Origin of the sequence: Haloarcula montana (assembly GCF_035666295.1) — an archaeon.
Lineage (GTDB): Archaea > Halobacteriota > Halobacteria > Halobacteriales > Haloarculaceae > Haloarcula > Haloarcula montana.
In genome coordinates this window covers 318076-339068 of the sequence record NZ_CP142029.1, presented here as the reverse complement: position 1 = coordinate 339068, position 20993 = coordinate 318076, and the positions used below count along the sequence as shown (strand labels likewise).

Sequence of the window (20993 nt, the reverse complement as noted above, 5' to 3'; positions counted from 1 at the left end):
ACTCCATAAACCATATCGCATGGCGCTGAGAGGGGTCGTATATGTCCGACGATGAGCCGCCCGTCCCCGAGGAAGTCCTCACGAGTGCGAAGGACCAACTCGACGACGAAGAGATTTCGCTGACGGACAACGAGGAGATCCTCCATGCCCTGAGCGAACTGACTCCCGTCTACGAAAATGAACGTTCGTACTTCGTCTTGGGCAACTACGACCGGGAACCGATCCGCCGGTTGAATCTCGTGGTTGATCGACTCAATCGCCGGCAGGACGCTTACGCCTTCCGGATGGTCGACATCCGTGGCGAGTGGGACAACAGCATCCAGAAGTTCTGCTTGATCGCCGACATCGTGACCTACCTGGTCGGCGTCGCCGAGAAGGAACCGAGTGACTTTCTCGTTGAACAGGGACTCCTCGTCGGCACGACGGAGTTCTTCTCGAAAAGCCACGTCCTCAAGCGGGTGTATGAGGACGAAGAACACCCCTTCGGCTGGATGCAGGACGGCGTCTTCGAGCTGTTCGACCGCGAAGCCCGAGAATCCCGAGAAGTGCGTCGGTATCGACGTAGGCATTATAAAGTACGCCCACGACACAGACGGAACCGCCGTCGAATCCCTCGACCTGTCCGACGATCGCGAACGTTTGGAACGCGCACAACGCGACCTCTCGCGGAAGGAACACGGGTCTGCGAATTGGGAGAAACAGCGCCGAGTCGTGGCCGAACGTCACGCCGACTTGAAACGGAAGCGCCACGACTTCCTCCACAAGCTCTCGAACTACTACGCTCGGGAGTACGACTTCGTAGCGGTCGAAGACCTCGACGCGAAGGGCTTGGTCGAGCTACCGGGGAACTTACGGAACCGCGCAGGAGCGGCGTGGGAGATGTTCCCTCAAGGAGCGAACCGCGTCAGCGGTGAGCGAGTAGGGTGGGGTAGTTCACTGACCCGGATTCGGTATTCAGCGACACGCAGGCCGTCCTGGGACGGAAGTGGCATCCACGCATCCTCTACTATCTTCTCGAAGACGGCCCCATGGGATTCAGCGGTCTCAAGAACGATCTCGAGGGAATTTCGTCGAAGATGCTCTCTGAGAGCCTCTCCTCGCTCGAGGAGCAGGGACTCGTCGCCCGGACAATCGTTTCCGACCAACCGTCAGGGTCGAATACTCACTCACTGAGCGCGGGAATGGGATCAAACCAGTTATCGATTCGTTGTTCGACCGGAGTGAAGAGTACGGTGTCGAGACGACGGGAGACAGCACTGGGCTAGGAAGCGTCGATGATACTGTGAAACGGTCTGTCGGACACTCGCTATCGTCGACATGATTGTCCGGCATACGACCAGTTATTTCCTGCAGCGGTGGACTTTGACAGCGACAGTCACTGCTCCGTCAGTCCGACACCATCAGCCAGTAATTCGTGCGAACGCAGCGCGTCGTCGTGGTCCGAAACGACGTGTTGAATCATTACCTCGTCAACGCCGACACGGTCGGTGAGCTGCTCCAAAAGCCCGGTGAGTGTCTCCGGACTACCAGAAATCGCCCGCGGCCACTCGTCTGAGTCCAGCGTCCCGGGAGTCGGTTCGGGCACGCCACCGAGTTCGTCGACTGCGTCATCGATCGTCGGTCTCGTCCCGACGACGCCGCGTTGCATTCGCTTGTAGGTCGCTTCCGCGACCGACCGAAGCCGTGCAGCCTCTTGATCGGTCGCTGCACAGACTGCGTTCACTGCGATCATCCCCTGTGGTTCGTCCGTCCCGCCAGCCAGTGGTGACGACTGGAACTGCGCTCGGTACTCCTCGAACGATTGGGTGGCCAACTCCGGTCGGATGAACGCGGCGAAGCAGTACGGAAGTCCCAGCTCACCGGCAATAGCGGCACTGGAGGGGCTCGATCCGAGGACCCACGGATCGGGTGTATTCCCATCCGAACGCGGAAGAGTCAGGTCACCGTATGGATGGTCGCTTGGGTAGTCGTCGTAGAGATGGTTGACGACGGCCGTAATCTTCTCTGCGTGGTCCTCGTCGGGATTCTGCACGCGGCGGTCCGTTCCGAGTGCACGGTCTGCGGCTGGCGATCCGTTCGCTCGGCCGAGTCCCGCATCGATCCGTCCCGGAGCGAGCGCGTCCAGCACGCCGAACTGTTCGGCGACTTTGAACGGGCTGTAGTGATTGAGCAAGACCGCTCCCGACCCCAGTCGGATCGAGTCCGTTTCGGCGGCGAGGTGCCCGAGCAGAACTTCGGGCGTCGTCCCGGCGATAGTGTCCGCCATCCCGTGGTGTTCCGCCACCCAGAACCGGGAGTACCCGAGTTGCTCGGCCCGCTGAGCAGCCGTTACGGTGTTCACGTACGCATCACTCGCGGTCCCGTCAGTGGGTACGGGAGACAGATCAACGATAGAGAGATCCATGGCCGAGATCGGGGATTGCGAGAAATAACGGTTTGGTTAGGCATCGTTCATCGATGCTGTTCGGGTTGACACACTCCCTCGAGTGTAGAACGAAACGAATGCCGAGAGCGGGACTATTTGGAGTTATAATAGAAAAATAAGAGTGAATTTCGATAAACGGGGGGGGGAAACAGGTTCTTGTTGAGGGTGGATATAAAAATAGAGTAAGAAATAGGATATATTGACAGACAAACCTGGAGATAGGTCCGTAATATCTTGCTAGCTGACGAGGACATCCGGCCGTCGTGGATTTGGGTAGCAGCGGACGGTCCCATCTCCGGCGGCTCGCAAATACTGCGGAGGTCGATATCGACAATCCCCCCGGACTCCGAGTTACCTATCGAGAAAAACGACCGATCGATTTTCGACTGTTCTCGAGCGGTGTTCACTCGTGTAATATCCGTACATGCGTTATTCGCTAAGTCAGCGGCCGCGCGGGAGAGCGACACCAGTGCCGCTGTTGTCCGTAATTTGTGTACATCTGTTATTCCAGACCGGTAGTTGACCATCTCGGTTTAGATCGAACGCCGGCGGCACCGAGGTGAGGGCGTAGCTGTCTGGTGGGAACAGCTCTGGGCGATGCTCCCAGCGAGCGTGTCGGCTTAGTATTCCGAAACCGGTGCCAGACCCACCTAATGCGATACGTGAACAGGCCGACTACTGATTCGATGGGTGGTCCAGGTGTTTCGATCTCCCCGGGGTGACATCCACAGCTGGGCTGAACTTGAATCTCCAAATACAAGCAGACCACTATCAAATCAGTAGAGTATTGGATAATTTTGGATATTGTTGATATATAATTACGAATTCTGGGACAAAACAACCAGACCAATCCGAGCTGTGCGTGTTTTTACGGGTAATTTCCCTCTTGAACACGTTCGTGCATGTTTATATAAATCAGGTGTTAATTCGGTTGCTACACATGGCTGTTACCGTCCCCCCGGTGTGGCCGCTTGGCTGGTGGATCGTGGCTACCCAGCCGCGTTGCTATCCCGAACTCACAGACGCCGTTCCCCGTGACGGACAACCGGATTCCTCCCTTGATCACTATGCGTCCGGCCCGTGTAGCCGTGTTCGATACGGGGTAGGCGGTACCAGAGCGATACTCCGTTGCCGGTCTCAGTTACGAGAGCGGACAAGCGCTACGGCAGAGAAAAACCGGCTTCAGCGGCAGATTGTTTCTCGTGTACGATACGTTTCATCGCCCGTACCATCTCGGCTGGATCAGATGTCTGCCAGATCGACCGACCGATCATGACGCCCCGTGCGCCGGCTTCCATCCCGTCTTCGACATCCTGCAGGGTCGCTTCCGGAGTTGTTGCTGGTCCCCCGAGCATCATACACGGAACCGGTGTTCGATCGACGATCTCTGCAAACGCGGCTTTGTCACCGGTATAGGGGACTTTGAGGATATCTGCTCCGAGCTCCCAGCCGATCCGAACCGCGTTTCCGAGGTTTTTCTTGTCGTTCCCGTAGCCATCTGGAACGTTATCACCCCACATGACCGTCTCGACGACGAGCGAGATGTCCGTCTGTCGCAGTTCCTCATAGAGTTTTACCACGTATTCGATACTCTCCCGGTGGAGATCAGTATCTTTCCGTCCGAAATTGAAGACGACCTTCACACCGGCGGGATCGAACTCCCGCACGAACTCGGGACTGAACGCGCCTGTCCACATGTCATCACCGTCGTCCTGTGCCGGCAGTGTCGAATAGGTCAGTACATCGGGAGCGAGGATAACGTCGGTATCAGTTTCCGACAGGAGGTCATAGTACCGCTCGACGAACGGAGCACGAGCGATGATCCCATCTGGACCACCCTGGAGAGTGTCCTTTAGCGTCTCTCGGGGCCGTTCGAAACCCTCGATGTTCCCTTTCGCGATCCCATGGTCCAGCGCGACGACGACGGCGTTTCCTGACTCTGTCTGCAGTAATCCTTCGTTACTCATCGTCCCTCTCCCTCCGATTGGTACCAGCTATTGCTACTATCGAATGGCTCGGCCTGGACTCAACCATGTAACAGAGTGACTGTTTCGAGGTATATAAACCTATCTCCACGATTGGCGTTCGATGTCGAATACTGCTCCAGTCACACTGACCATGATCCGGCTGTCCGCGGTCTCCGGACGTTCTGTGAGACTCAGTTGGAGGCGGGCAGCCGGTGGTTCGTCACACTCTTTACTCGAAGTGTGTGTCGAACTTGCCGAGGAAGTGCTGTAGTTCCTCATAACTTGGTGGGGAGCCAGTACGGACAAACCAGTTCGCTACGATGTTTCCGAGTATCAGCGACGCTGTATCGGACAGTTCGAGTACATCCCCGAGGATTGCGCCCGCGTTGAAGTGATCCCCGGCACTGGCCGTCAGTTCGGGTTCGGCGACGACCGGTGTTCGGGCTCTCGCCACGTGGTCGTCGGTCACTACAAACGCTCTGTCTACCGTATGGGCGAAGTATCGTGAGACGCCCAGTGTGTCCCGCGCCCGTCGTGCTGTCGTTTCGAAATCGCCCCCGTTTTCGCCCGTTATCGACGCTAAGACTTCCGTCTCCCGTCGGTTCGTGCTTATGGTGACCCGGACGACGTCATCCAGACGCTGGAGGGCGTCGAGACCGTTCTGGATACGGTCAGTCGACATTCGTCGGACATCCGCTGTATCGATGAACACCGTTTCCGGTGGGTCCGAGAGCGTCGGCCATACCTCCTGACTGAGACCGTCCCAGATACTCGGGAGAAACGGCATCGTCGACCAGTAGCCGATACTGAGGACCGACGCCGATTCGAGTCGCTCGGCGAGCCATGCTCTGTCGACATGTGCACAGAGGGTCTCCCAGTCTAACGTCTCCATTGAGCCGATCTCGTTGAGCATGAACTTGCCGTCGTTGAATTCCACTGCGTCACTGTACGACGGTGCGCCGACCGAGGTCAGCGAGCAGCCATCCAACTCCCGTTCGAAGATCGGCTTCGGGGGTGATCCGTACGTGCCGATGACCGTCGAATCGAAGCCGAGTTCGGCGAAGGCTCGACCGAGGTGGGAGGTGTGTCCTCCTGCACGTTTCGCGGTTTCCATCCACTCGATACTACAGGAGTTGTTGCGGTCGACCGATTCGCCGATCCGGTTCTCCAATGTCTTCAGGGAGTCCATCTCGTCGTAGTCGCTCGGCCCCGATCGAGCCTCGACCATCGTCCGGACTCTGTCGACGTATCCATCGAACCCGTGTACGACACACTTGTCGGGGGAGGTCGACGGGAAATCGGCTCGACATTCGTCGAGATACCGTCTCGTCTCTGAATCAATGCCCATATGACACGAACGAGTTCTCGGGCGTGAATCATTAATCATTGGTTCCAACCAGGGACTAACACGCCACGACGGCTATCGGTAGGTGAGGGATTGAGTTCGCGGACGAGGGCCTCTCACAGTAGTCCGTCAATGATGTCGACGTTCCACTCGCGGAACCTGTCCCGTTGCTCGTCGGTCAGCCGGGTGTCCGTGATTAACATGTCTATCTCCTCCAGATCAGCGAATTTCACGTAGCTGCGCTGTTCGAGTTTCGATCCGTCAGCGAGGAGAACGATCCGCTCGGACTTATCGACCATCAGCTGTTTCACCCGAGCTTCCTGTTCGTTCTGTGTCGATAGTCCGGCTTGCAGATCGATCGAGTTCGTCCCCAGAAGCAGGAGATCGAACCGGTGGTTCGACAGAAAGCGTTCGGTGACCGGTCCGACCAGGGAGCGTGACTTGTTCCGCTGGTTGCCGCCGGTGATCTTCAGGTTACCCTCTTCTTTCCCCAGTTCGAACCCGAGTTCGATCGAGTTGGTCACGGAGATGATCGACCCGTCTTTGGGGGTCCGCTTTGCCACCTCGAGAACAGTCGTTCCGGAGTCGAAGAACACGACTTGCCCCTCCTTGATCTCGTTGAGCGCCCGGTCGGCGATCGCTTTCTTTTCTTCGAGGTTTTGCACGCTCCGCTGATCGAACGACGCTTCACCGGCCAACTTCTTCATCGGCAACGCACCGCCGTGTGACCGCTGAATGAGGTCCTCCTGATCCATCTTTTTCAGGTCCCGTCGAATGGTCGATTCCGAGACGGAGAGTTCGTCGGCAAGTTCGTGAACCGATGCGCCCTCCCGCTCCTTCACGATTCGGGCGATCTTTCGCTTTCGTTCTTCTGGTATCATAGGACCGTCATCATTCGCGAGAGAGAAAAGTATTGTCCGGACTGGCGGATATTTCGACCGTCAGACCGTGAAACGTACTGTTTGGGACGCGTCTGATCGGCTCAAAGGACGTGCTCAGGCCGCGTAGCTGTCCGCTCGTCGGTGACAACCGTGTAGTCGTCGTGTTCGGTGAGGTAGGTGACCGGATAGTCCGGTCCCGTATCGCCGAGGACGGCCAATCGGAGGACGGTGTTCGCCCAGTCCAACGTCGGGATGTCGTTCCGGCAGTAGAGGCGGACGCGATCGGCCCCGAGCACCTGATTCATCCCGACGGTGACCGCTTTCCGCGGGTAGTTTTCGAGGTTGCCGCCGACCCCCGCCCGGATCGCGTTGATCGTGACCGTATAGTCGTTGAGATACACCAGCCGCGGGTCGGTATCGGCGACCCCGGATTCCGGCTCGTTGAACGCGACGTGACCGTGGATCCCGATGCCGCCGTAACAGGTGTCGATGCCGCCGACGGACTCGATCATCTCGGCGAGGTCGGTCACGTTCTCGTGTGTCGGAAAGACGAGCTGATCGTCCGGGATATTCAGGTCGGGGTCGATCCGATCGAAGAAAATCTCGTCCATCTCCCGCCGGAAACTCAACGGATGATCTGCCGGAAGCACTCGGCCGCTGCCGTCACAGTACTCGTCCATGAAGAAGAAGTGACAGTTGTCCAGACTGATCTGCTGCTTGTTGATTAGATCCGCGAGCTGCGGGTAGTGGTCGACAGGGCCGACGGGGAGGATGAGACTGGTCGGATCACCGTTCTCGTTGTTGGTCCTGATCTCGTCTGCTACTTCGTGGGCGAAGTCGTCCATCACGTCGTCCAGGTCCGGTCGTATCTCGATGGTGTCGCCGGCTTCGGTTTCGAGTTCCTCCGGACCGAGTTCGAGTAACGCCCGTACCTCCTCGTCTCTCTCTGTCGTTCGTATCATCACGCTCGATGTCTACGGCGAAGCACGTCAAAAAAGTTCCTCCGACAGGAACACTTTCACTCTGGATCCGATCACATCCATCCGGTCGTCGGGGCACAATCGTTAAGATGGACCCTCGTACTTTCTAGACGAGGTACCAACGAATGGAACCGTATCAGATCAGCAGAACGGACCTCCTCGAACACGACGAGATCGAGTTCACGCTCGTCTCCGACAAGGAGGCCCTCGACAGACGTATCGCTCGTGAGATCGCAGACCTCGTCGCGTCCAACAACGAGGCGGGCGAAGAGACGACCCTCATCCTGCCCGTCGGCCCCCTCGACTACGAGTACTTCGCCGGCATCTGCAACAGAGAGCGGATCTCGCTGGGGAACGTAACGGTCTACATGATGGACGAATACCTCGACGATGACGACGAGATCATCTCCGAGGACCACCCGCTGAGCTTCCACGCCTTCGTCCGGGACAATCTGGTCGGCAATGTCGCGGACGACCTCGGGCTGACGATGGACAGCGTCGTCTTCCCGGACCCGACGGAACCGGAGGCGGTGACGGCGCAGATCGAGGCCATCGACGGCGTCGATGTCTGTTACGGCGGGTTCGGGATTACGGGCCATTTCGCGTTCAACGACCCGCCCGAACCGAACGAGGAGATGACGCCCGAGGAGATGGCCGACACCCGGACCCGAAACCTCACCATCACCCGGGAAAGCACGACACAGATGGCAATGGGCGGAACCCTCGGCACGTGGCAACTCATCCCCGACCGGGCGGTCACGCTCGGGATGTACGAGATGTTGCTCTCGGACAAGATCCACCTCACCTTCATGCGAGACTGGCACGCCGGGACGCTACGCCGCGCTCTCCTCGGGCCGGTGACCGAACAGTGTCCGGGGTCGTTGATACAGAACCACCCCAACTTCGAGGTGACGCTGACCGAAATCGCCGCCCAGCAACCGCTCCCGGATGTTACACAGGCTATCGGAGACGAGGAGTGAGTACGGCTTTCGAGCAGTACAGCGGATGCCGACTGATTCGGTCGGACCGAGCGGGTCACTGAACCCGTCGAATTTATCACTGTGGTGTCGTTATTTCTATACGGCACCAGATGACGACACCAGACGATACCGACGGTAGTGTACTCACCACGATAGCGGTGCTGGGCCGTCGTCTCTACCTGTGGTGGTCCGCCATGGACCGTGGATGGAAGGCGACCGTGATCGGGTTGCTCGTTCTCGGTACTGTTCTGGTCCAGCCGTGACGCGGTCCGATCGGGACGCCGTCGGTGATCTCTATTCCGGCAGTTCTCGTCGTTGTCGCCTTCCCTACCCACCTGGCAGCGCTCGGCGGACCGCAGACCAACCGGCTGTTGCTCCCCTCGTTTACGATCGAGGACGGGCAGCTACTCGTGACTCACGACACGCAGGTTCGTGGCGGTCTCGGAGACACCGACCGCGACCAGCACGGCCCCTGCAAACGAGAAGCTAGAGACGATCATAAACGCCAGATCGTAGTTGAGTAGCGTGACCAGACCGCCGACGAGTAAGGGTCCCAGTACCCCGCCCACACCCGAGGCAGTCGATCGGAAGCCCATGAGTTCGGATTCGCGGTCGAGAGCGGCGACGTCGCCGATGAACGTCTGACTGCCGATGATGGTCGCGGAAAACGACACGGCGATAACGGCGAACCCGATCCCGACCACGAGTTTGCGGGTGAGGGGCGAGTCGGGAACCGTCGCAGTGGTGAGTACCAGCGCGAAGAGACCGGTTCCGGCCAGCCCCATCCCGAGGACCGGTTTTCGCCCGATCCGCTCGACGGCCGCTCCGAAGACGATCATCAACACGATACGGCTGAGCGGATTGAAGCCCAGGAACGCACCCATCAGTGTCTCGGAGATCCCGACTTCACCGGTCAAGTAGACGGGAAGGAGACTCAACAGCCCGAAGAACGTGAGTCCCTGCAGACACACGGCGACGTACATCCAGTGGAGGCCGTGTGTCGTCAGATGCGAGCGGTCCCCCCGTGCAGGATACAGTCGGGTGACGAACTTCGACCACAACAGATCGAGACGGAGTTTGCCGTCACGGGCGGGGACCGGATTGCTGACGAACCACGTTACCGCCGTGGCGGCGAGGTTCACCACCCCGAGGATAACGTAGATCTCGAGGTACGCCAACAGGGTCAACGAGAGCCCAGCGAAGAACTGTCCCAGTGCGAACCCGACCGAGCGCCAGCTATTGAAGATCCCGAGCGCTCGACCGCGGCCCTGTGTTTCGTCACGCTCGCTGACGACAGTGAGCATCAAGGGGGGAAACGCGGCGAAAAAGACGGCATACAGCCCTCGTAACAGTATCGGTGACCAGACCCCGTCGGTGAACCCGAGCACGAACAGCATGGCCGAGCCCACGATACCCGCACCGACGAGGATCTCCCGATGCTTCCCGGTTATATCTGCGATCACGCCCCATGCGGGGGCGAACAGCAGGAGCGCGAAAAAGTGCGACATCGTCACCAGACTGACCTGGAACGCTGTCCCCTGCTGGCCGACGAACACAGCCAGCGTCGTGGTCGCAAGGTTCGTCGGAATCGACCAGAGGAGGGCGGAGACACCGATGATCGACCCCTGATGTGTCGACCGCCGTAGCGATGGAGTGTCGTCCATGGTTCGTCCCTCGTCTACTCTCCACTCCTGACAGCTATTCCAGTGAACGTTGTCAGATGTCGTGTCTATCCACTTATTCCTGTCGAGGGACCACTGTGGCTCTCGACCTCCCGTCCCGCTCTCGACGAGATCCATCTCACGGAGGGGACGAGGGAGTGGGTATCGGATGTCGACGCCGTCCGGCGAAGACATATCGTATCAGATATATTAATGGAAGTTCATAAATAGGAGTGCCTCGAAAACGAGGAGTATGACCGTCGAACCAGAGATAGGGTTCGTGGCAGCGGGTAAACGAGCACGGACGCTGATGTCGCATCTGTACACGATCCGGGAGCAGGATTACTTCCTGTGTGAGCGCGACGACGACTGGCCCCACGGCTTCTACGATGCGTACGCCGAGTCGACTCCCGAGTGGGTAGACGATGTCAGCGATCTGAACCCGTCGGTGACCGCGATCATGAATCCCGGAAGCGAGTCCCGCGAGACAGCATACGAACTGTGTCGCGATCACGGGGACGACCCGGAGTTGTACGGGAGTCTGGACGCGTTTCTCGAGGCGGGTCAGTTCGATACCGCCGTCGTCGCCTCGCCGAACGACCAGCATATCGAGGCGGTGGTTCCGCTTCTCGAAAACGACGTCGACCTCCTGTGTGAGAAGCCGCTCGCGACGACGCTGGAGGACCACGACGAGATGATCGCGGCTGACCGGGACTCGGACGCACTCTTCTATGTCGGGTTTCAGCGGCGTGTCGCACCGTATTACCGGAAGATCAAGGAACTCCTGACCGAGGGAACCATCGGCGATGTGGGGATGATGAACCACGTCGAGGTTCGGGACCCCTTCCAGTCGTCGTCTGGTGGATTCCGTTTCAGTCAGGAGCGAAGCGGTGGGGCGCTCTTAGAGAAGAACTCACACGACTTCGATCTGTTCAATTGGTACGCCGAAGCTGATCCGGTGCGTGTCTCGGCGTTCGGCGGACAACACGTCTTCACGGAGAACACCGATATCGTGGACCAAGCGACCGTGAACGTCCACTACGACGACGGGACGGTCGGCTCTCTGGAACTGTGTCTGTACAACGGTGTCGGTCACGTGGACGTCTACGATGTCCACACACGGAAGACTTCGGAATATCGTGGTACCGACGGAGTGGTGCTGGCTCCCGACAAGCCGGACGTGATCGAGGTCCAGCGGAGAGGGGAAACGAACACGCTCACCGTCAGTGCAGAGGGCTCTCACGGCGGCGATATCTTCCAGATGCGGCGGTTCCTCCGCTGTCTCGCCGGGGACGCTGAACCCCCGGCGACGGCGGTAGCGGCCAAGAAAGCAGCCGCAGTTTCCTTCGCGGCCGAACGGTCGATAGACCGAGACGGTACGGTCGTCGAGATCGACGCGAACTACGACCTTCAGTAGCGAGCGGTCGGCTCGCTGTCCCCGGATTCGTGTGGGTCTCGAAATGGTTCTAGACAACGAGTCCGTGCCGGGGAAACACATGGTAGGCCACCACAAGGTATAATACAATGTAGTGGAAACTGGGGGAGTATGGGTTCCGTCGACTTAGACGCTGTTTCGAAGATATTTTCCGGTCCGGATGGGGAAATCAAAGCGGTCCAAGATGTCGATCTGAGTATCCGCGACGGCGAGTTTGTCGTTCTGGTCGGTCCGTCCGGGAGCGGAAAGTCGACGCTCTTGCGTCTGGTTGCTGGCCTCGAATCGATCACCAGCGGTGACATCTCGTTGAACGACGAGTCGCTCACCGGCGTGAAACCGAAGAACCGTGACGTGGCGATGGTATTCCAGAACTACGCGCTCTACCCTCACTTGACTGCTCGCAAGAACATGTCGTTCGGGCTCAAGATGCAGGGGGGGTTCTCGGAATCGGAGATCGACACGCAAGTCGAAGAGGCAGCGTCGATCATGGGTATCGAGGAGCTGCTAGAGAAGATGCCGAACGAACTGTCGGGGGGACAGAAACAGCGGGTCGCACTCGGCCGTGCCATCGTGCGTAACCCGGAGGTCTTCCTGATGGACGAACCGCTGTCGAATCTCGACGCGAAACTCCGAGCGACGATGCGGACGGAGATCCAGGAACTACAGCAGAACCTCGGCGTGACGACGATCTACGTGACACACGATCAGACCGAGGCGATGACGATGGGGGACCGGATCGTGGTCATGAATCAGGGCAAGGTACAGCAGATCGGTGCGCCGATGGACACGTACTACAAACCCGCAAACCAATTCGTGGCCGGATTCATCGGGAGCCCCTCGATGAACTTCATCCCGGTTGAGGCGCGGTGGGACGAAGCGTCTCTCACCCTGACCCATCCGAACTTCGAACTGACGTTCTCCGAGACGTTCGAACACATCGAGGAGCGACAGACGGACGACCTCGTGCTCGGCGTCAGACCGGAGGACATCGAGTTGCGCGACGATCCGGGACCGAACACGATCGATGTCGAGATCGAAGTTGTCGAACCACTGGGCAAGGAACAGCTATTCTACTACGAACTCGACAATGGCCGATACACTGCTAGCGTAGAGGGCCACAGGCAGATATCCGTCGGGGAGACTGTTACACTCCAGATACCGGAGGAGACCGCCTATCTGTTCGACAACCGGAACGGTGAAACGATCAAACACCAGATTCTGCCAGCGGATCCGGAGTCGACAAACGAAGTGTTTCAGTGAGTTCGGTCGTGCTTCGGCGAGGGACTCGTGATACTGCGTTCCTCGCCCTTTCTGTCTCCCTACTGGGGAAAAAATTTTTAAACAGGCAAAGAATGGAGATAGATTATGGCAGGCCCGTCCGACTACGATGTGTACTGGGGAGATTTTCACAAACATGCCTCTGAACCGAAATCGAATCTGAACCGACTTGACGAGGCGCTCGAAGACACGAGCTACAACATCGACATCTACCCGGTCCTCTGTTACCCGTTTACGTGGTTTGCGACCGGTGACATCGGGTTCGAGTACCGTACGGAGGACCGATCCCACTGGGGCGTTCGGGAGGAAACCGTCCAGAACCGACCGGAATTCCACGACTGGTGGGAGCGGATACAGACCGCCACTGCTGCGCATAACGATCCCGGCGAATTCGTGACGTTTCCCGCCTACGAGTGGAACGGTAACCGACGCCGGTGGGGCGATCACAACGTCGTCCACTTCGAGGAGGGCGCCCCGCTCGACGACACCTGGAACCTCGCGGATCTCTACGAAAACCTCCACGATCTGGACATGCCGGCGATGGCACTGCCACATCACACCGCGTACAAGCAGGGCGAGCGTGCCAAGGATTGGGACCTGTTCGATCCGGAACTCTCGCCGGTGATGGAAGTGTACTCCGCGCACGGTTCGAGCGAGGGAGTGGGGACGCCCGTAGCGATGGACAACAACCCGAGTATGGGGCCGCGTGCGTCTGGAGGAACGCTCCAAGACGGACTGGATCGCGGCCACCAGGTTGGGGTCATCGCTTCCAACGACAGTGGCGGCCTCCCTGGCTCGTGGGGGAACGGTGTGGCCGGAATCTGGGCCAGCGATCTCACGCGTGCGAGCGTATGGGAGGCACTCGAGAACCGACGGACCTACGGGACGACCGGCGACCGGATCGGACTGTGGTACGAACTCGACGGGCAGCCGATGGGTGCTGTCGTCGAATCCGACGAATCGGTGACGGCAACGGTCGATATCGATTGTGCTCAGGCACTGGATCGGGTCGAACTCGTCGGCGACGGTCGCGTCGTCGAAACCTACACCCACCGGGGACGCTGGGAGTATCCCGATCCGGAGGAAGAGACTACGTTCCGCGTCCTCATCGAGATGGGGTGGGGACCGAAACCGAACTACGGCGATTGGCACGGGACGGAGAACGAGTGGGCCGGAACGGCGACGGTCACCGACGGGACGCTCGGGGAGGTCCAGCCGCGGTTCAACGGCTGGGGGCAGCGGTTCGAACACGACGGCGACGCCTGTTCGTTCGATCTGACGACCGAACGTGACAGTCCGACCTACGAGACCACCCAGGGGCTCGTCTTCACGATCACCGGGGACGGCGAAACGACCCTCGAATTGGCTGTCGAGGGTCACGACCAGATCTCCGTGACACTTGCGGAACTGTTCGGGGAGACGCGGGTCGTTGCTTTCACCGACAGGTGTTACGACCGGCTCGAATCGGAGTTCAACCTCACCCGGGAGGAGATCGACAATCCGGACCTCGTCTACCACAACGCCCGGAAACTGAAAGTCCATCCGGCATATCCACGCAGTGCTTGTGCAACGACTGTCGAGTTCGACGGGCTATCAGCTGATCGTGACTACTACTACGTGCGAGCCTCGCAGACGGACGACCAGTACGCGTGGTCCTCGCCCGTCTGGGTCGTCAGTGAGTAATCGCGTTCGATCGCCAGTGAAAGTCGGAGGTTGCCACGCGGTCCGTGGATAAATTGCGGCCAATTGTCGCCCTGCCGTTCGAAAGAAAACAGTCGCATACTAATTCATGGACCTTATATACTAAGTTCTGAATCACCAAAACATTTTTATCTATTAAGCACGCCACAGCATACCATGGGAGAAGATAGCAACCCCAGTGAGACAGCCGATAGCATCCAGCGTCGCAAGTACCTCAGAGCGATCGCGGCAGGGGCAGCCATGCCGGCTCTGGCCGGATGCGGAGGAGGAGATGGTGGCGACGGCGGTAGTGATGGCGGGAGCGACGGTGGGAGCGGCGGCGGCAGTGACGGAGGGAGCGGCAGTAGTGACGGTGGGAGCGGCGATACGCCGTCGAACCTCGATTTCGAACTGTCGTTCCTGACGTGGAACATCGGGTACCACGAGGACGCGATCAACGGGTGGATGGACGATTTCACTTCCATCGATAGGTACTCCAATGTCGAGATGAACTGGGTCGATCAACCGGGAAGCGACTTCCCCTCCTATCTCCAGACACGGATCCAGGGCGGGAACCCCCCGCATGCGGTCGACACCCAGGCGGGAATCTTCTCACGGTACGCGAGCGCGGGTGTTTTCGCCCCGCTCAACTCGATCATCGAGGAGGAAGTCGACGGCGGGATGAGTGCGATCGAGGAGAAATTCGGTGAACAGATACTGAACTTCAGTTCCGTCGACGGGACCCTGTATCGGCTCCCGTTCTACCACTCAACGACGTGGACAGGATACCGAAAATCGTTCTTCGAGGAGGCCGGTATCGATCCGCCGACGATGGAGAACCCCTACACGACATCCGATTACTTCGACGTCGCAGAGGAGGTCGTGGACAACTCGAGTGCCGAGACGGGTCTCATGATGCTCACCTTCGGCTTCCACTTCTGGCCGCTGTTCCAGACTGAAGGCATCGATCTCCTGAACGATGACAACACTGCTGCGGCCCTGAACACCGACAGGACTGTCGAGATCCTCTCGCGGATTCAGGAACTAACGCAGAACGGCTACATCGCCGAGACATCGTTTACCGGACGCTGGACCGAACCGAACCAGACCTTCGCAGCGGGCAACACGGCGATGAACTTCGCCCACTTCAACAATCTCCGAACGATCCAGTCAAACGGCGACTGGATCAATGAGGACACGCTGGGCGTCGGTCCAGGGCCACGTAACTCGGGCGTATACGCCGCACACGGGTGGGGTATCACGAGCAACGAGTACCATTCGTCCGAGCAGGTCAGGGCCACGTTCCACTTCATCAACGACGTCGTCTTGAACAAGGAGTGGCAGATGGAGAACGCGACTGCCGGTCCGACCCGACCTGTCGCGAACCTCGAAGCACACGAGGAACTTGCCAACAGCGACGAGTTCCGGAACAACAACCCGATCCTCGCACAGCAGTACGACATCTGGAGTCAGAACAAAGGAAACGCTTGGGCACCTCCGACCATCCCCGCATCGGCCGACATCGAGGTGATCATCGACAAGGACATGGTGTCCGCCTGTGCGCTCGGGGAGAAGTCACCGGAGCAGGCCGCACAGGACGCGGAAGAAGCGATCAACCAGGCCATCGAAGACTAGAATTGGCACTCACCCGAAATTTCATTACGGCCCACCGCAACTGTTGTACATATGCTAACGCAGTTCACTCGCAGGCTTACTGACGGAGCAGGACTCCTCTCGGAGCAGAACAAGCGATCCGTCATCGCGTGGTTCGTGTTGCTCCCGACGATTACGGTCCTCCTCCTCTACCGGACGGTTCCGCTTCTATGGACGTTCGTCCTCTCGTTTCAGGAGATGGAGTTCACCGGCGAAACGTCGTTCGTCGGCCTCGAGAACTATCAGCGGTTGCTAACCGACGACGTGTTCGTCACGGCGTTGGTCAATAACTTCATCTTCCTCCTGACGATTCCGGTCGGTATCGTCGTCGCACTCGGAATCGCGCTCTTGCTCAACCAACAGTTCATGGGGAGCAACGCGTTTCGGTCGCTGTTCTTTCTGCCGTACATCCTCATGATGGTCGGCATCGCAGTCATCTGGAACTACATCTTCAAGACGAACGGGGGAGTCGCGAACTACGTGCTGTTACAGCTTGGCATCATCAACCAGAACATCTCGTGGCTCGGCGACGGGACGTGGGCAAAAGTCTCGGTCTTCATCGTCCACGTCTGGAAGAGCGTCGGGTTGTATCTCGTCATCATGCTCGCCGGACTACAGACGATCCCTCAGCAGGTCTACGAGGTTGCCCGTATCGACGGGGCCGCCCGCTGGCAGCGGTTTCGGTACATCACCTTGCCGTTACTGAAACCGACGATCGGCGTCTGCATTCTCGTCGGGATGATCCTCTCGTTCAAGCTGTTCGACCTGATCCGGGTACTGACCGGTGGCGGTCCCGCAAACGAGACGGAGATCCTCATCACGTACCTGTACAAACAGGCGTTCACGAGCGGTAACTTCGGGTATGCAGCCGTCTTGACAGTCGTGCTGTTCGTGTTGATGGTCTCGCTGATTGCCGTCGGCCGCTTCGTCCAACAGGAGTCCTACCAATGAGCCGGGACAACGGTGTCGTCACGAGGGCGGACGCGCGACTCCTGTTGGATCGGGTGTCGTTCTGGCGGGCGTCGGATTCGGACGAGCTGGTCACGAAACTGGGCTACTTCTGTCTCGCAGCACTGATGGGGATCGTGTTCGCGTTCCCGTTCTACTGGCTGGTCAAGATCTCGTTCATGTGGCCGTCGGCGAACCTCTACGGCGGCGTTCCGCAACTGGGCATCGAAAACCCGTCGCTCGCGAACTTCTCGAAGGTCTTCTTCGAGGTCGACTTCTTCCAGTTCCTGTTCAACACCGCGTTCATCGCCGTCATCGTCGTCGTGGCCAACCTCCTTTTCAATTCGTTGGCAGCCTACGGACTGACCCTGGATTTCCGCGGGCGACGGTTGGTCCAAGGGTTCCTCGTGGCAAATATGATGATCCCCGCGCAGACGGTCATCATCCCGGCGTTCCTCGTGTCACAGGAACTCGGGCTCCTGAACAGCCGATTCGGTGTCGTCTTACCGCTCTCCGTCGTCATCATCAACATCTTCATCCTCTATACGAGCTTCAACGCCGTCCCGGAATCGATGATCGAATCCGCTCGACTCGACGGGGCGTCCGAGCTGTACATCATCTTCGGCATCTACTGGCCGCTGTCCAAAGCGGCCCTCGCGGCGAACGTCATCCTCGCGTTCGTGTTCGCCTGGAACACGTACATCTGGCCGCTTCTCATCCTCAACCAGCAGGACCTGATGACGCTCACCCAGGCGCTCGCGTCGTTCCAGGGGAACAACCAGGGGCGGTACGGTCTCATGTACGCGTTCACGCTCCTGGCAGTCGTCCCGATGATACTGCTCTTTCTCCTCTTGCAGAAACAGTTCATCGAAAGCGCCGTCATGGGGAGTGTCAAGGAGTAATCTATGGCCCGAAACCCACTCGAATGGCTGCTCGCCTACTTCGTGGAACCGTTTCGCCAGATTGCCCTGCTCGTACGAGAGGCGGTCTCCATCCGCCGGCTCTTGCTGAACCGATTCGTGATTCTGGCTGCTGTCCTCCTCTTGGCGACAGTCAGTGCGAACGCATACATGACACAGAACGCCGACAATCGGCTCACCGGTACCGTCGTGGCCGAGGACGGGACGCCGGTCGAAAACGCGACCGTCCAGACGGAGGTCGTCGGAATCGAAAATATCGTCAATACGAACGAAACGACGACGGACCCCGAGGGGCAGTTCTCGATACCGAACTACTCGGGGAGCGGTGACGCTGCCGGGATGGAACTGCGGATCCGCGTGACGACCGAGGACGGGTACGAGTCCCCCACGGTGTTCCGTCACGCGTACTTCCCGGACCAGAACATGAACGTCCGTATCGAACTCAGTGGTCAGGAGTAACAGCGCCCGTGTCCCTGCTGTAGCGTTCGGCCCCCCTTCGTCGCCTGACCGACCGGTTGATGTCCCGAAAACCTTTGACCCTCTGTCCGAATCGATACGACATGGGTTCACAAGACCGACCAGTACCGGAGCGTCTCAGCGGCTACACCGCGATCGTGACTGGCGGCGGCGGCACGATCGGTACGAGTACGGCGGTTCGGTTCGCCCGTGAGGGGGCAAACGTCGTCCTCGCACAGCGTTCTCGGCCGTCGGCACAGCGAGTCGTCGACAGGATCGACGAACTCGGCGGGAACGCGACGTTCGTTCCCACCGATCTGACCTCGGAATCCGATGTCGAGTCGCTGGTCGCGGACACCGTCGCGGAGTTCGGCGGGCTCAACATCGTCGTCAACAACGCGGCCAGTTTGCGCTTCGACTGGGCCGAAGCCATGAGCCGCGAGGCGTTCGATGCTGTCGTCGCGACGAACCTTTCCGGCCCTTTCCAGCTCGCCCGGGACGCGTACGAACACATGCGCGATGACGGGTACGGACGCGTGATCAACGTCGGTGCGATCCAGAGCCAGTCACCTCTTCCGGGGGCCGTCGCCTACGCCTCCTCGAAGGCAGGAATAGACGGCCTCACGCGGAGCCTGGCCAGTGAGTGGTCGGACACCGAGGACGCCGATATCACCGTCAACACCGCGATGGTCGGTCCGATCTATCAGGGCGGAAACGTGGACGACTACCCGGACCTCCCGCTCGAGGAGGCAAACAACCAGGTCCCCGCGGAGGTCGACGACCGGGCCGCGACGCTCGTCGGCCGCTGGGGACGTGCCCGGGACGTCGCAGCCCTCCTCGCCTTTCTGGCGTCACCGGAGAGCAGTTTCATCACCGCCTCAGTGATCCCCTGTGACGGCGGTCGGTTGGTGAGCAGGATGGGCAAGGCCGTCGATCAGGAGGACCACATCCAGAGCGATTGAATACCGGTATTACACCGCTTCTGTCTGTCGTCGGGAGTCCGAGTAACTCGCTATCGCTATCTGTTGCGACGCCGGTGGCTATTTCAGTATCTGGCCCGACAATGGACCCATATCATGACCGAGAAACCTGCAGTCTACGAGGACCTCGACGTCCCGGTCGTCATCAATGCGACCGGAAACAAGACGCGGGTCAGCGGTAGTCTCATGCGCCCTCGAGCAGCCGACGCCATGCGCGAGGCCGCAAACGCGTTCGTCAGAGTCTCGGACCTGCAAGCCAAGGCATCGGCACTCATCTCCGATGTCACCGGTTCGGAGGCCGGATACGTGACAAGCGGCGCGAGCGCCGGGATGACACTCGCTGCGGCTGCCTGTCTGGCGGGGACCGACTACTCGAAGATGGCGTCGCTCCCCCACGCCGACGACGTGCCGAACGAGATCGTCGTCCCACGCTCACATCGGAACGGTTACGACCGCGCGTTAGCGGTCGGCGGCGCCGAACTGGTCGACGTCGGCGGCAACGATCGCCACGCCGGGACCGGGAGCGAGAACGTCCGACTCTGGGAGATCGACGCAGCGATCTCGGAGTCAACGGCCGCCGTCGCGTACCTCCAGACCCCATCGAGTGCGCCCCCACTGGCGGATGTCTGTGCAGTGGCACACGAAAACGGCGTTCCGGTGATCGTGGACGCGGCGGCGGAGTTGCCACCGTCGACGAATCTGTCACGGTTCGTCGAGGACGGCGCCGACATCGTCGTCTTCAGTGGCGGGAAGGCGATCCGCGGGCCACAGACGACAGGGATCGTCGCTGGGCGGGCGGAGTTGATCGAGTCGATCGCGCTCCAGCATCTGGACATGCACACGGCGTTCCCGGTGTGGGACCCGCCGGCAGAACTGATCGACAAGTCCAAACTACCGGGGGTCCCGCGTCAGGGCGTCGGTCGCGGCTTCAAAGTCGGGAAGGAGGAACTCGTCGGCCTGATCTACGCGCTTCGGGAGTTCCTCGAGGAAGACCACACGGCGTTACACGCGGAGTGGGACGAACGGGCCGGGCGAATCGCCACCGAACTCGATCGGTCGTCTCATCTCGCGACACGGGTCGAGAACACCGATACCGAGAACGCGACATCGACCGTGTTCGTCTCGCTGGACGAACAGGCGGCCGGGCTCACCGTCGCGGAGCTACTGCTGGAACTCCGGCAGTCTGACCCCCGGATCTTCCTCGGCTCCGACTCCCTCGATAGCGCCGAGTTCACCGTCAGCCCGATGGCGGTGACCGACGGGGAAGCCGACATCGTCGTCCGGCGCGTCCTCGAAGCCGTCGGCGGGTAAGATTCTCGAGAGCGTCGAACTGGCGCCGAGGTCCGCTCCTCGGTCGGGGTGCGATAGTGGGGGTCGAAACATATTTGATCGAGACGGGTGAAA

Annotated in this window: 17 protein-coding genes and 3 pseudogenes; 14 read left to right on the top strand and 6 right to left on the bottom strand. The window is 59.5% G+C overall.

What is annotated here, in order from left to right:
- Positions 1-41 precede the first annotated feature (41 nt).
- The 3 pseudogenes from VJ109_RS19170 to VJ109_RS19160 all read left to right on the top strand — a co-directional run.
- Positions 42-533: pseudogene (locus tag VJ109_RS19170) on the top strand (DUF8170 family protein); the annotation flags it as partial.
- A pseudogene (locus VJ109_RS19165) lies at positions 523-885 on the top strand (RNA-guided endonuclease InsQ/TnpB family protein); the annotation flags it as partial. The pseudogenes VJ109_RS19170 and VJ109_RS19165, both read left to right, overlap by 11 nt.
- An 89-nt stretch (positions 886-974) precedes the next feature.
- A pseudogene (locus VJ109_RS19160) lies at positions 975-1321 on the top strand (winged helix-turn-helix transcriptional regulator).
- Between the two features lie 54 nt (positions 1322-1375).
- On the opposite strand, the gene VJ109_RS19155 reads toward VJ109_RS19160, so the two are convergent.
- From VJ109_RS19155 to VJ109_RS19135, 5 genes are all read right to left on the bottom strand, one after another.
- On the bottom strand, positions 1376-2404 hold the full coding sequence (locus VJ109_RS19155) for an LLM class flavin-dependent oxidoreductase (RefSeq protein WP_324760975.1): 1029 nt from the start codon (positions 2402-2404) through the stop codon (positions 1376-1378).
- 1181 nt (positions 2405-3585) lie between these two features.
- Complete coding sequence (locus VJ109_RS19150; RefSeq protein WP_324760974.1) at positions 3586-4392, bottom strand: class I fructose-bisphosphate aldolase; 807 nt, start codon at positions 4390-4392, stop codon at positions 3586-3588.
- A 229-nt stretch (positions 4393-4621) separates the two neighbouring features.
- Positions 4622-5740, bottom strand: coding sequence for a hypothetical protein (locus tag VJ109_RS19145; RefSeq protein ID WP_324760973.1), 1119 nt, complete (start codon positions 5738-5740; stop codon positions 4622-4624).
- Between the two features lie 113 nt (positions 5741-5853).
- Complete coding sequence (gene glpR / locus VJ109_RS19140) at positions 5854-6618, bottom strand: HTH-type transcriptional regulator GlpR (RefSeq protein WP_324760972.1); 765 nt, start codon at positions 6616-6618, stop codon at positions 5854-5856.
- Positions 6619-6719: 101 nt separating this feature from the next.
- The gene (locus VJ109_RS19135; protein ID WP_324760971.1) at positions 6720-7580 is read right to left on the bottom strand and encodes a 6-phosphogluconolactonase; all 861 of its coding nucleotides are present in this window, start codon (positions 7578-7580) and stop codon (positions 6720-6722) included.
- A 143-nt stretch (positions 7581-7723) separates the two neighbouring features.
- Between VJ109_RS19135 and VJ109_RS19130 the strand changes: the two genes are divergently transcribed.
- Both VJ109_RS19130 and VJ109_RS19125 read left to right on the top strand, forming a co-directional pair.
- Positions 7724-8578 (top strand): sugar phosphate isomerase family, encoded by an 855-nt coding sequence (locus VJ109_RS19130; RefSeq protein ID WP_324760970.1) that lies wholly within the window; start codon positions 7724-7726, stop codon positions 8576-8578.
- Positions 8579-8688: 110 nt separating this feature from the next.
- Positions 8689-8841, top strand: a complete 153-nt coding sequence (locus VJ109_RS19125) for a hypothetical protein (RefSeq protein WP_324760969.1) — start codon at positions 8689-8691, stop codon at positions 8839-8841.
- A 141-nt stretch (positions 8842-8982) separates the two neighbouring features.
- On the opposite strand, the gene VJ109_RS19120 is transcribed toward VJ109_RS19125, so the two are convergent.
- Positions 8983-10242, bottom strand: a complete 1260-nt coding sequence (locus VJ109_RS19120; RefSeq protein WP_324760968.1) for an MFS transporter — start codon at positions 10240-10242, stop codon at positions 8983-8985.
- Positions 10243-10492: 250 nt separating this feature from the next.
- On the opposite strand from VJ109_RS19120, the gene VJ109_RS19115 reads away from it, so the two are divergent.
- From VJ109_RS19115 to VJ109_RS19075, 9 genes are all read left to right on the top strand, one after another.
- A complete protein-coding gene (locus tag VJ109_RS19115; RefSeq protein WP_324760967.1) occupies positions 10493-11656 on the top strand; it encodes a Gfo/Idh/MocA family protein in 1164 nt (387 codons plus the stop codon).
- Between the two features lie 129 nt (positions 11657-11785).
- Positions 11786-12934 carry an ABC transporter ATP-binding protein gene (locus VJ109_RS19110; protein ID WP_324760966.1) on the top strand — a complete coding sequence of 383 codons (1149 nt, stop codon included), beginning with the start codon at positions 11786-11788 and terminating at the stop codon, positions 12932-12934.
- Between the two features lie 105 nt (positions 12935-13039).
- Positions 13040-14635 carry a DUF3604 domain-containing protein gene (locus VJ109_RS19105; protein WP_324760965.1) on the top strand — a complete coding sequence of 532 codons (1596 nt, stop codon included), beginning with the start codon at positions 13040-13042 and terminating at the stop codon, positions 14633-14635.
- A gap of 174 nt (positions 14636-14809) precedes the next feature.
- Positions 14810-16267 (top strand): extracellular solute-binding protein, encoded by a 1458-nt coding sequence (locus tag VJ109_RS19100; RefSeq protein WP_324760964.1) that lies wholly within the window; start codon positions 14810-14812, stop codon positions 16265-16267.
- A gap of 51 nt (positions 16268-16318) precedes the next feature.
- Positions 16319-17236, top strand: a complete 918-nt coding sequence (locus VJ109_RS19095) for a carbohydrate ABC transporter permease (RefSeq protein ID WP_324760963.1) — start codon at positions 16319-16321, stop codon at positions 17234-17236.
- A complete protein-coding gene (locus VJ109_RS19090; RefSeq protein WP_324760962.1) occupies positions 17233-18135 on the top strand; it encodes a carbohydrate ABC transporter permease in 903 nt (300 codons plus the stop codon). Before VJ109_RS19095 ends, VJ109_RS19090 begins: the two co-directional genes overlap by 4 nt.
- A 3-nt stretch (positions 18136-18138) precedes the next feature.
- The gene (locus tag VJ109_RS19085; protein ID WP_324760961.1) at positions 18139-18612 is read left to right on the top strand and encodes a carboxypeptidase-like regulatory domain-containing protein; all 474 of its coding nucleotides are present in this window, start codon (positions 18139-18141) and stop codon (positions 18610-18612) included.
- A gap of 101 nt (positions 18613-18713) precedes the next feature.
- Entirely contained in the window at positions 18714-19571 is an 858-nt protein-coding gene (locus tag VJ109_RS19080) for an SDR family NAD(P)-dependent oxidoreductase (protein ID WP_324760960.1), read from the top strand.
- Between the two features lie 114 nt (positions 19572-19685).
- Positions 19686-20900, top strand: a complete 1215-nt coding sequence (locus VJ109_RS19075; protein WP_324760959.1) for an aminotransferase class V-fold PLP-dependent enzyme — start codon at positions 19686-19688, stop codon at positions 20898-20900.
- Positions 20901-20993: the final 93 nt, after the last annotated feature.

Coding starts and splice junctions, on each gene's coding strand:
- VJ109_RS19155 (WP_324760975.1), bottom strand. CDS start 2,404: ATGGATCTCTCTATCGTTGATCTGTCTCCCGTACCCACTGACGGGACC.
- VJ109_RS19150 (WP_324760974.1), bottom strand. CDS start 4,392: ATGAGTAACGAAGGATTACTGCAGACAGAGTCAGGAAACGCCGTCGTC.
- VJ109_RS19145 (WP_324760973.1), bottom strand. CDS start 5,740: ATGGGCATTGATTCAGAGACGAGACGGTATCTCGACGAATGTCGAGCC.
- glpR (WP_324760972.1), bottom strand. CDS start 6,618: ATGATACCAGAAGAACGAAAGCGAAAGATCGCCCGAATCGTGAAGGAG.
- VJ109_RS19135 (WP_324760971.1), bottom strand. CDS start 7,580: ATGATACGAACGACAGAGAGAGACGAGGAGGTACGGGCGTTACTCGAA.
- VJ109_RS19130 (WP_324760970.1), top strand. CDS start 7,724: ATGGAACCGTATCAGATCAGCAGAACGGACCTCCTCGAACACGACGAG.
- VJ109_RS19125 (WP_324760969.1), top strand. CDS start 8,689: ATGACGACACCAGACGATACCGACGGTAGTGTACTCACCACGATAGCG.
- VJ109_RS19120 (WP_324760968.1), bottom strand. CDS start 10,242: ATGGACGACACTCCATCGCTACGGCGGTCGACACATCAGGGGTCGATC.
- VJ109_RS19115 (WP_324760967.1), top strand. CDS start 10,493: ATGACCGTCGAACCAGAGATAGGGTTCGTGGCAGCGGGTAAACGAGCA.
- VJ109_RS19110 (WP_324760966.1), top strand. CDS start 11,786: ATGGGTTCCGTCGACTTAGACGCTGTTTCGAAGATATTTTCCGGTCCG.
- VJ109_RS19105 (WP_324760965.1), top strand. CDS start 13,040: ATGGCAGGCCCGTCCGACTACGATGTGTACTGGGGAGATTTTCACAAA.
- VJ109_RS19100 (WP_324760964.1), top strand. CDS start 14,810: ATGGGAGAAGATAGCAACCCCAGTGAGACAGCCGATAGCATCCAGCGT.
- VJ109_RS19095 (WP_324760963.1), top strand. CDS start 16,319: ATGCTAACGCAGTTCACTCGCAGGCTTACTGACGGAGCAGGACTCCTC.
- VJ109_RS19090 (WP_324760962.1), top strand. CDS start 17,233: ATGAGCCGGGACAACGGTGTCGTCACGAGGGCGGACGCGCGACTCCTG.
- VJ109_RS19085 (WP_324760961.1), top strand. CDS start 18,139: ATGGCCCGAAACCCACTCGAATGGCTGCTCGCCTACTTCGTGGAACCG.
- VJ109_RS19080 (WP_324760960.1), top strand. CDS start 18,714: ATGGGTTCACAAGACCGACCAGTACCGGAGCGTCTCAGCGGCTACACC.
- VJ109_RS19075 (WP_324760959.1), top strand. CDS start 19,686: ATGACCGAGAAACCTGCAGTCTACGAGGACCTCGACGTCCCGGTCGTC.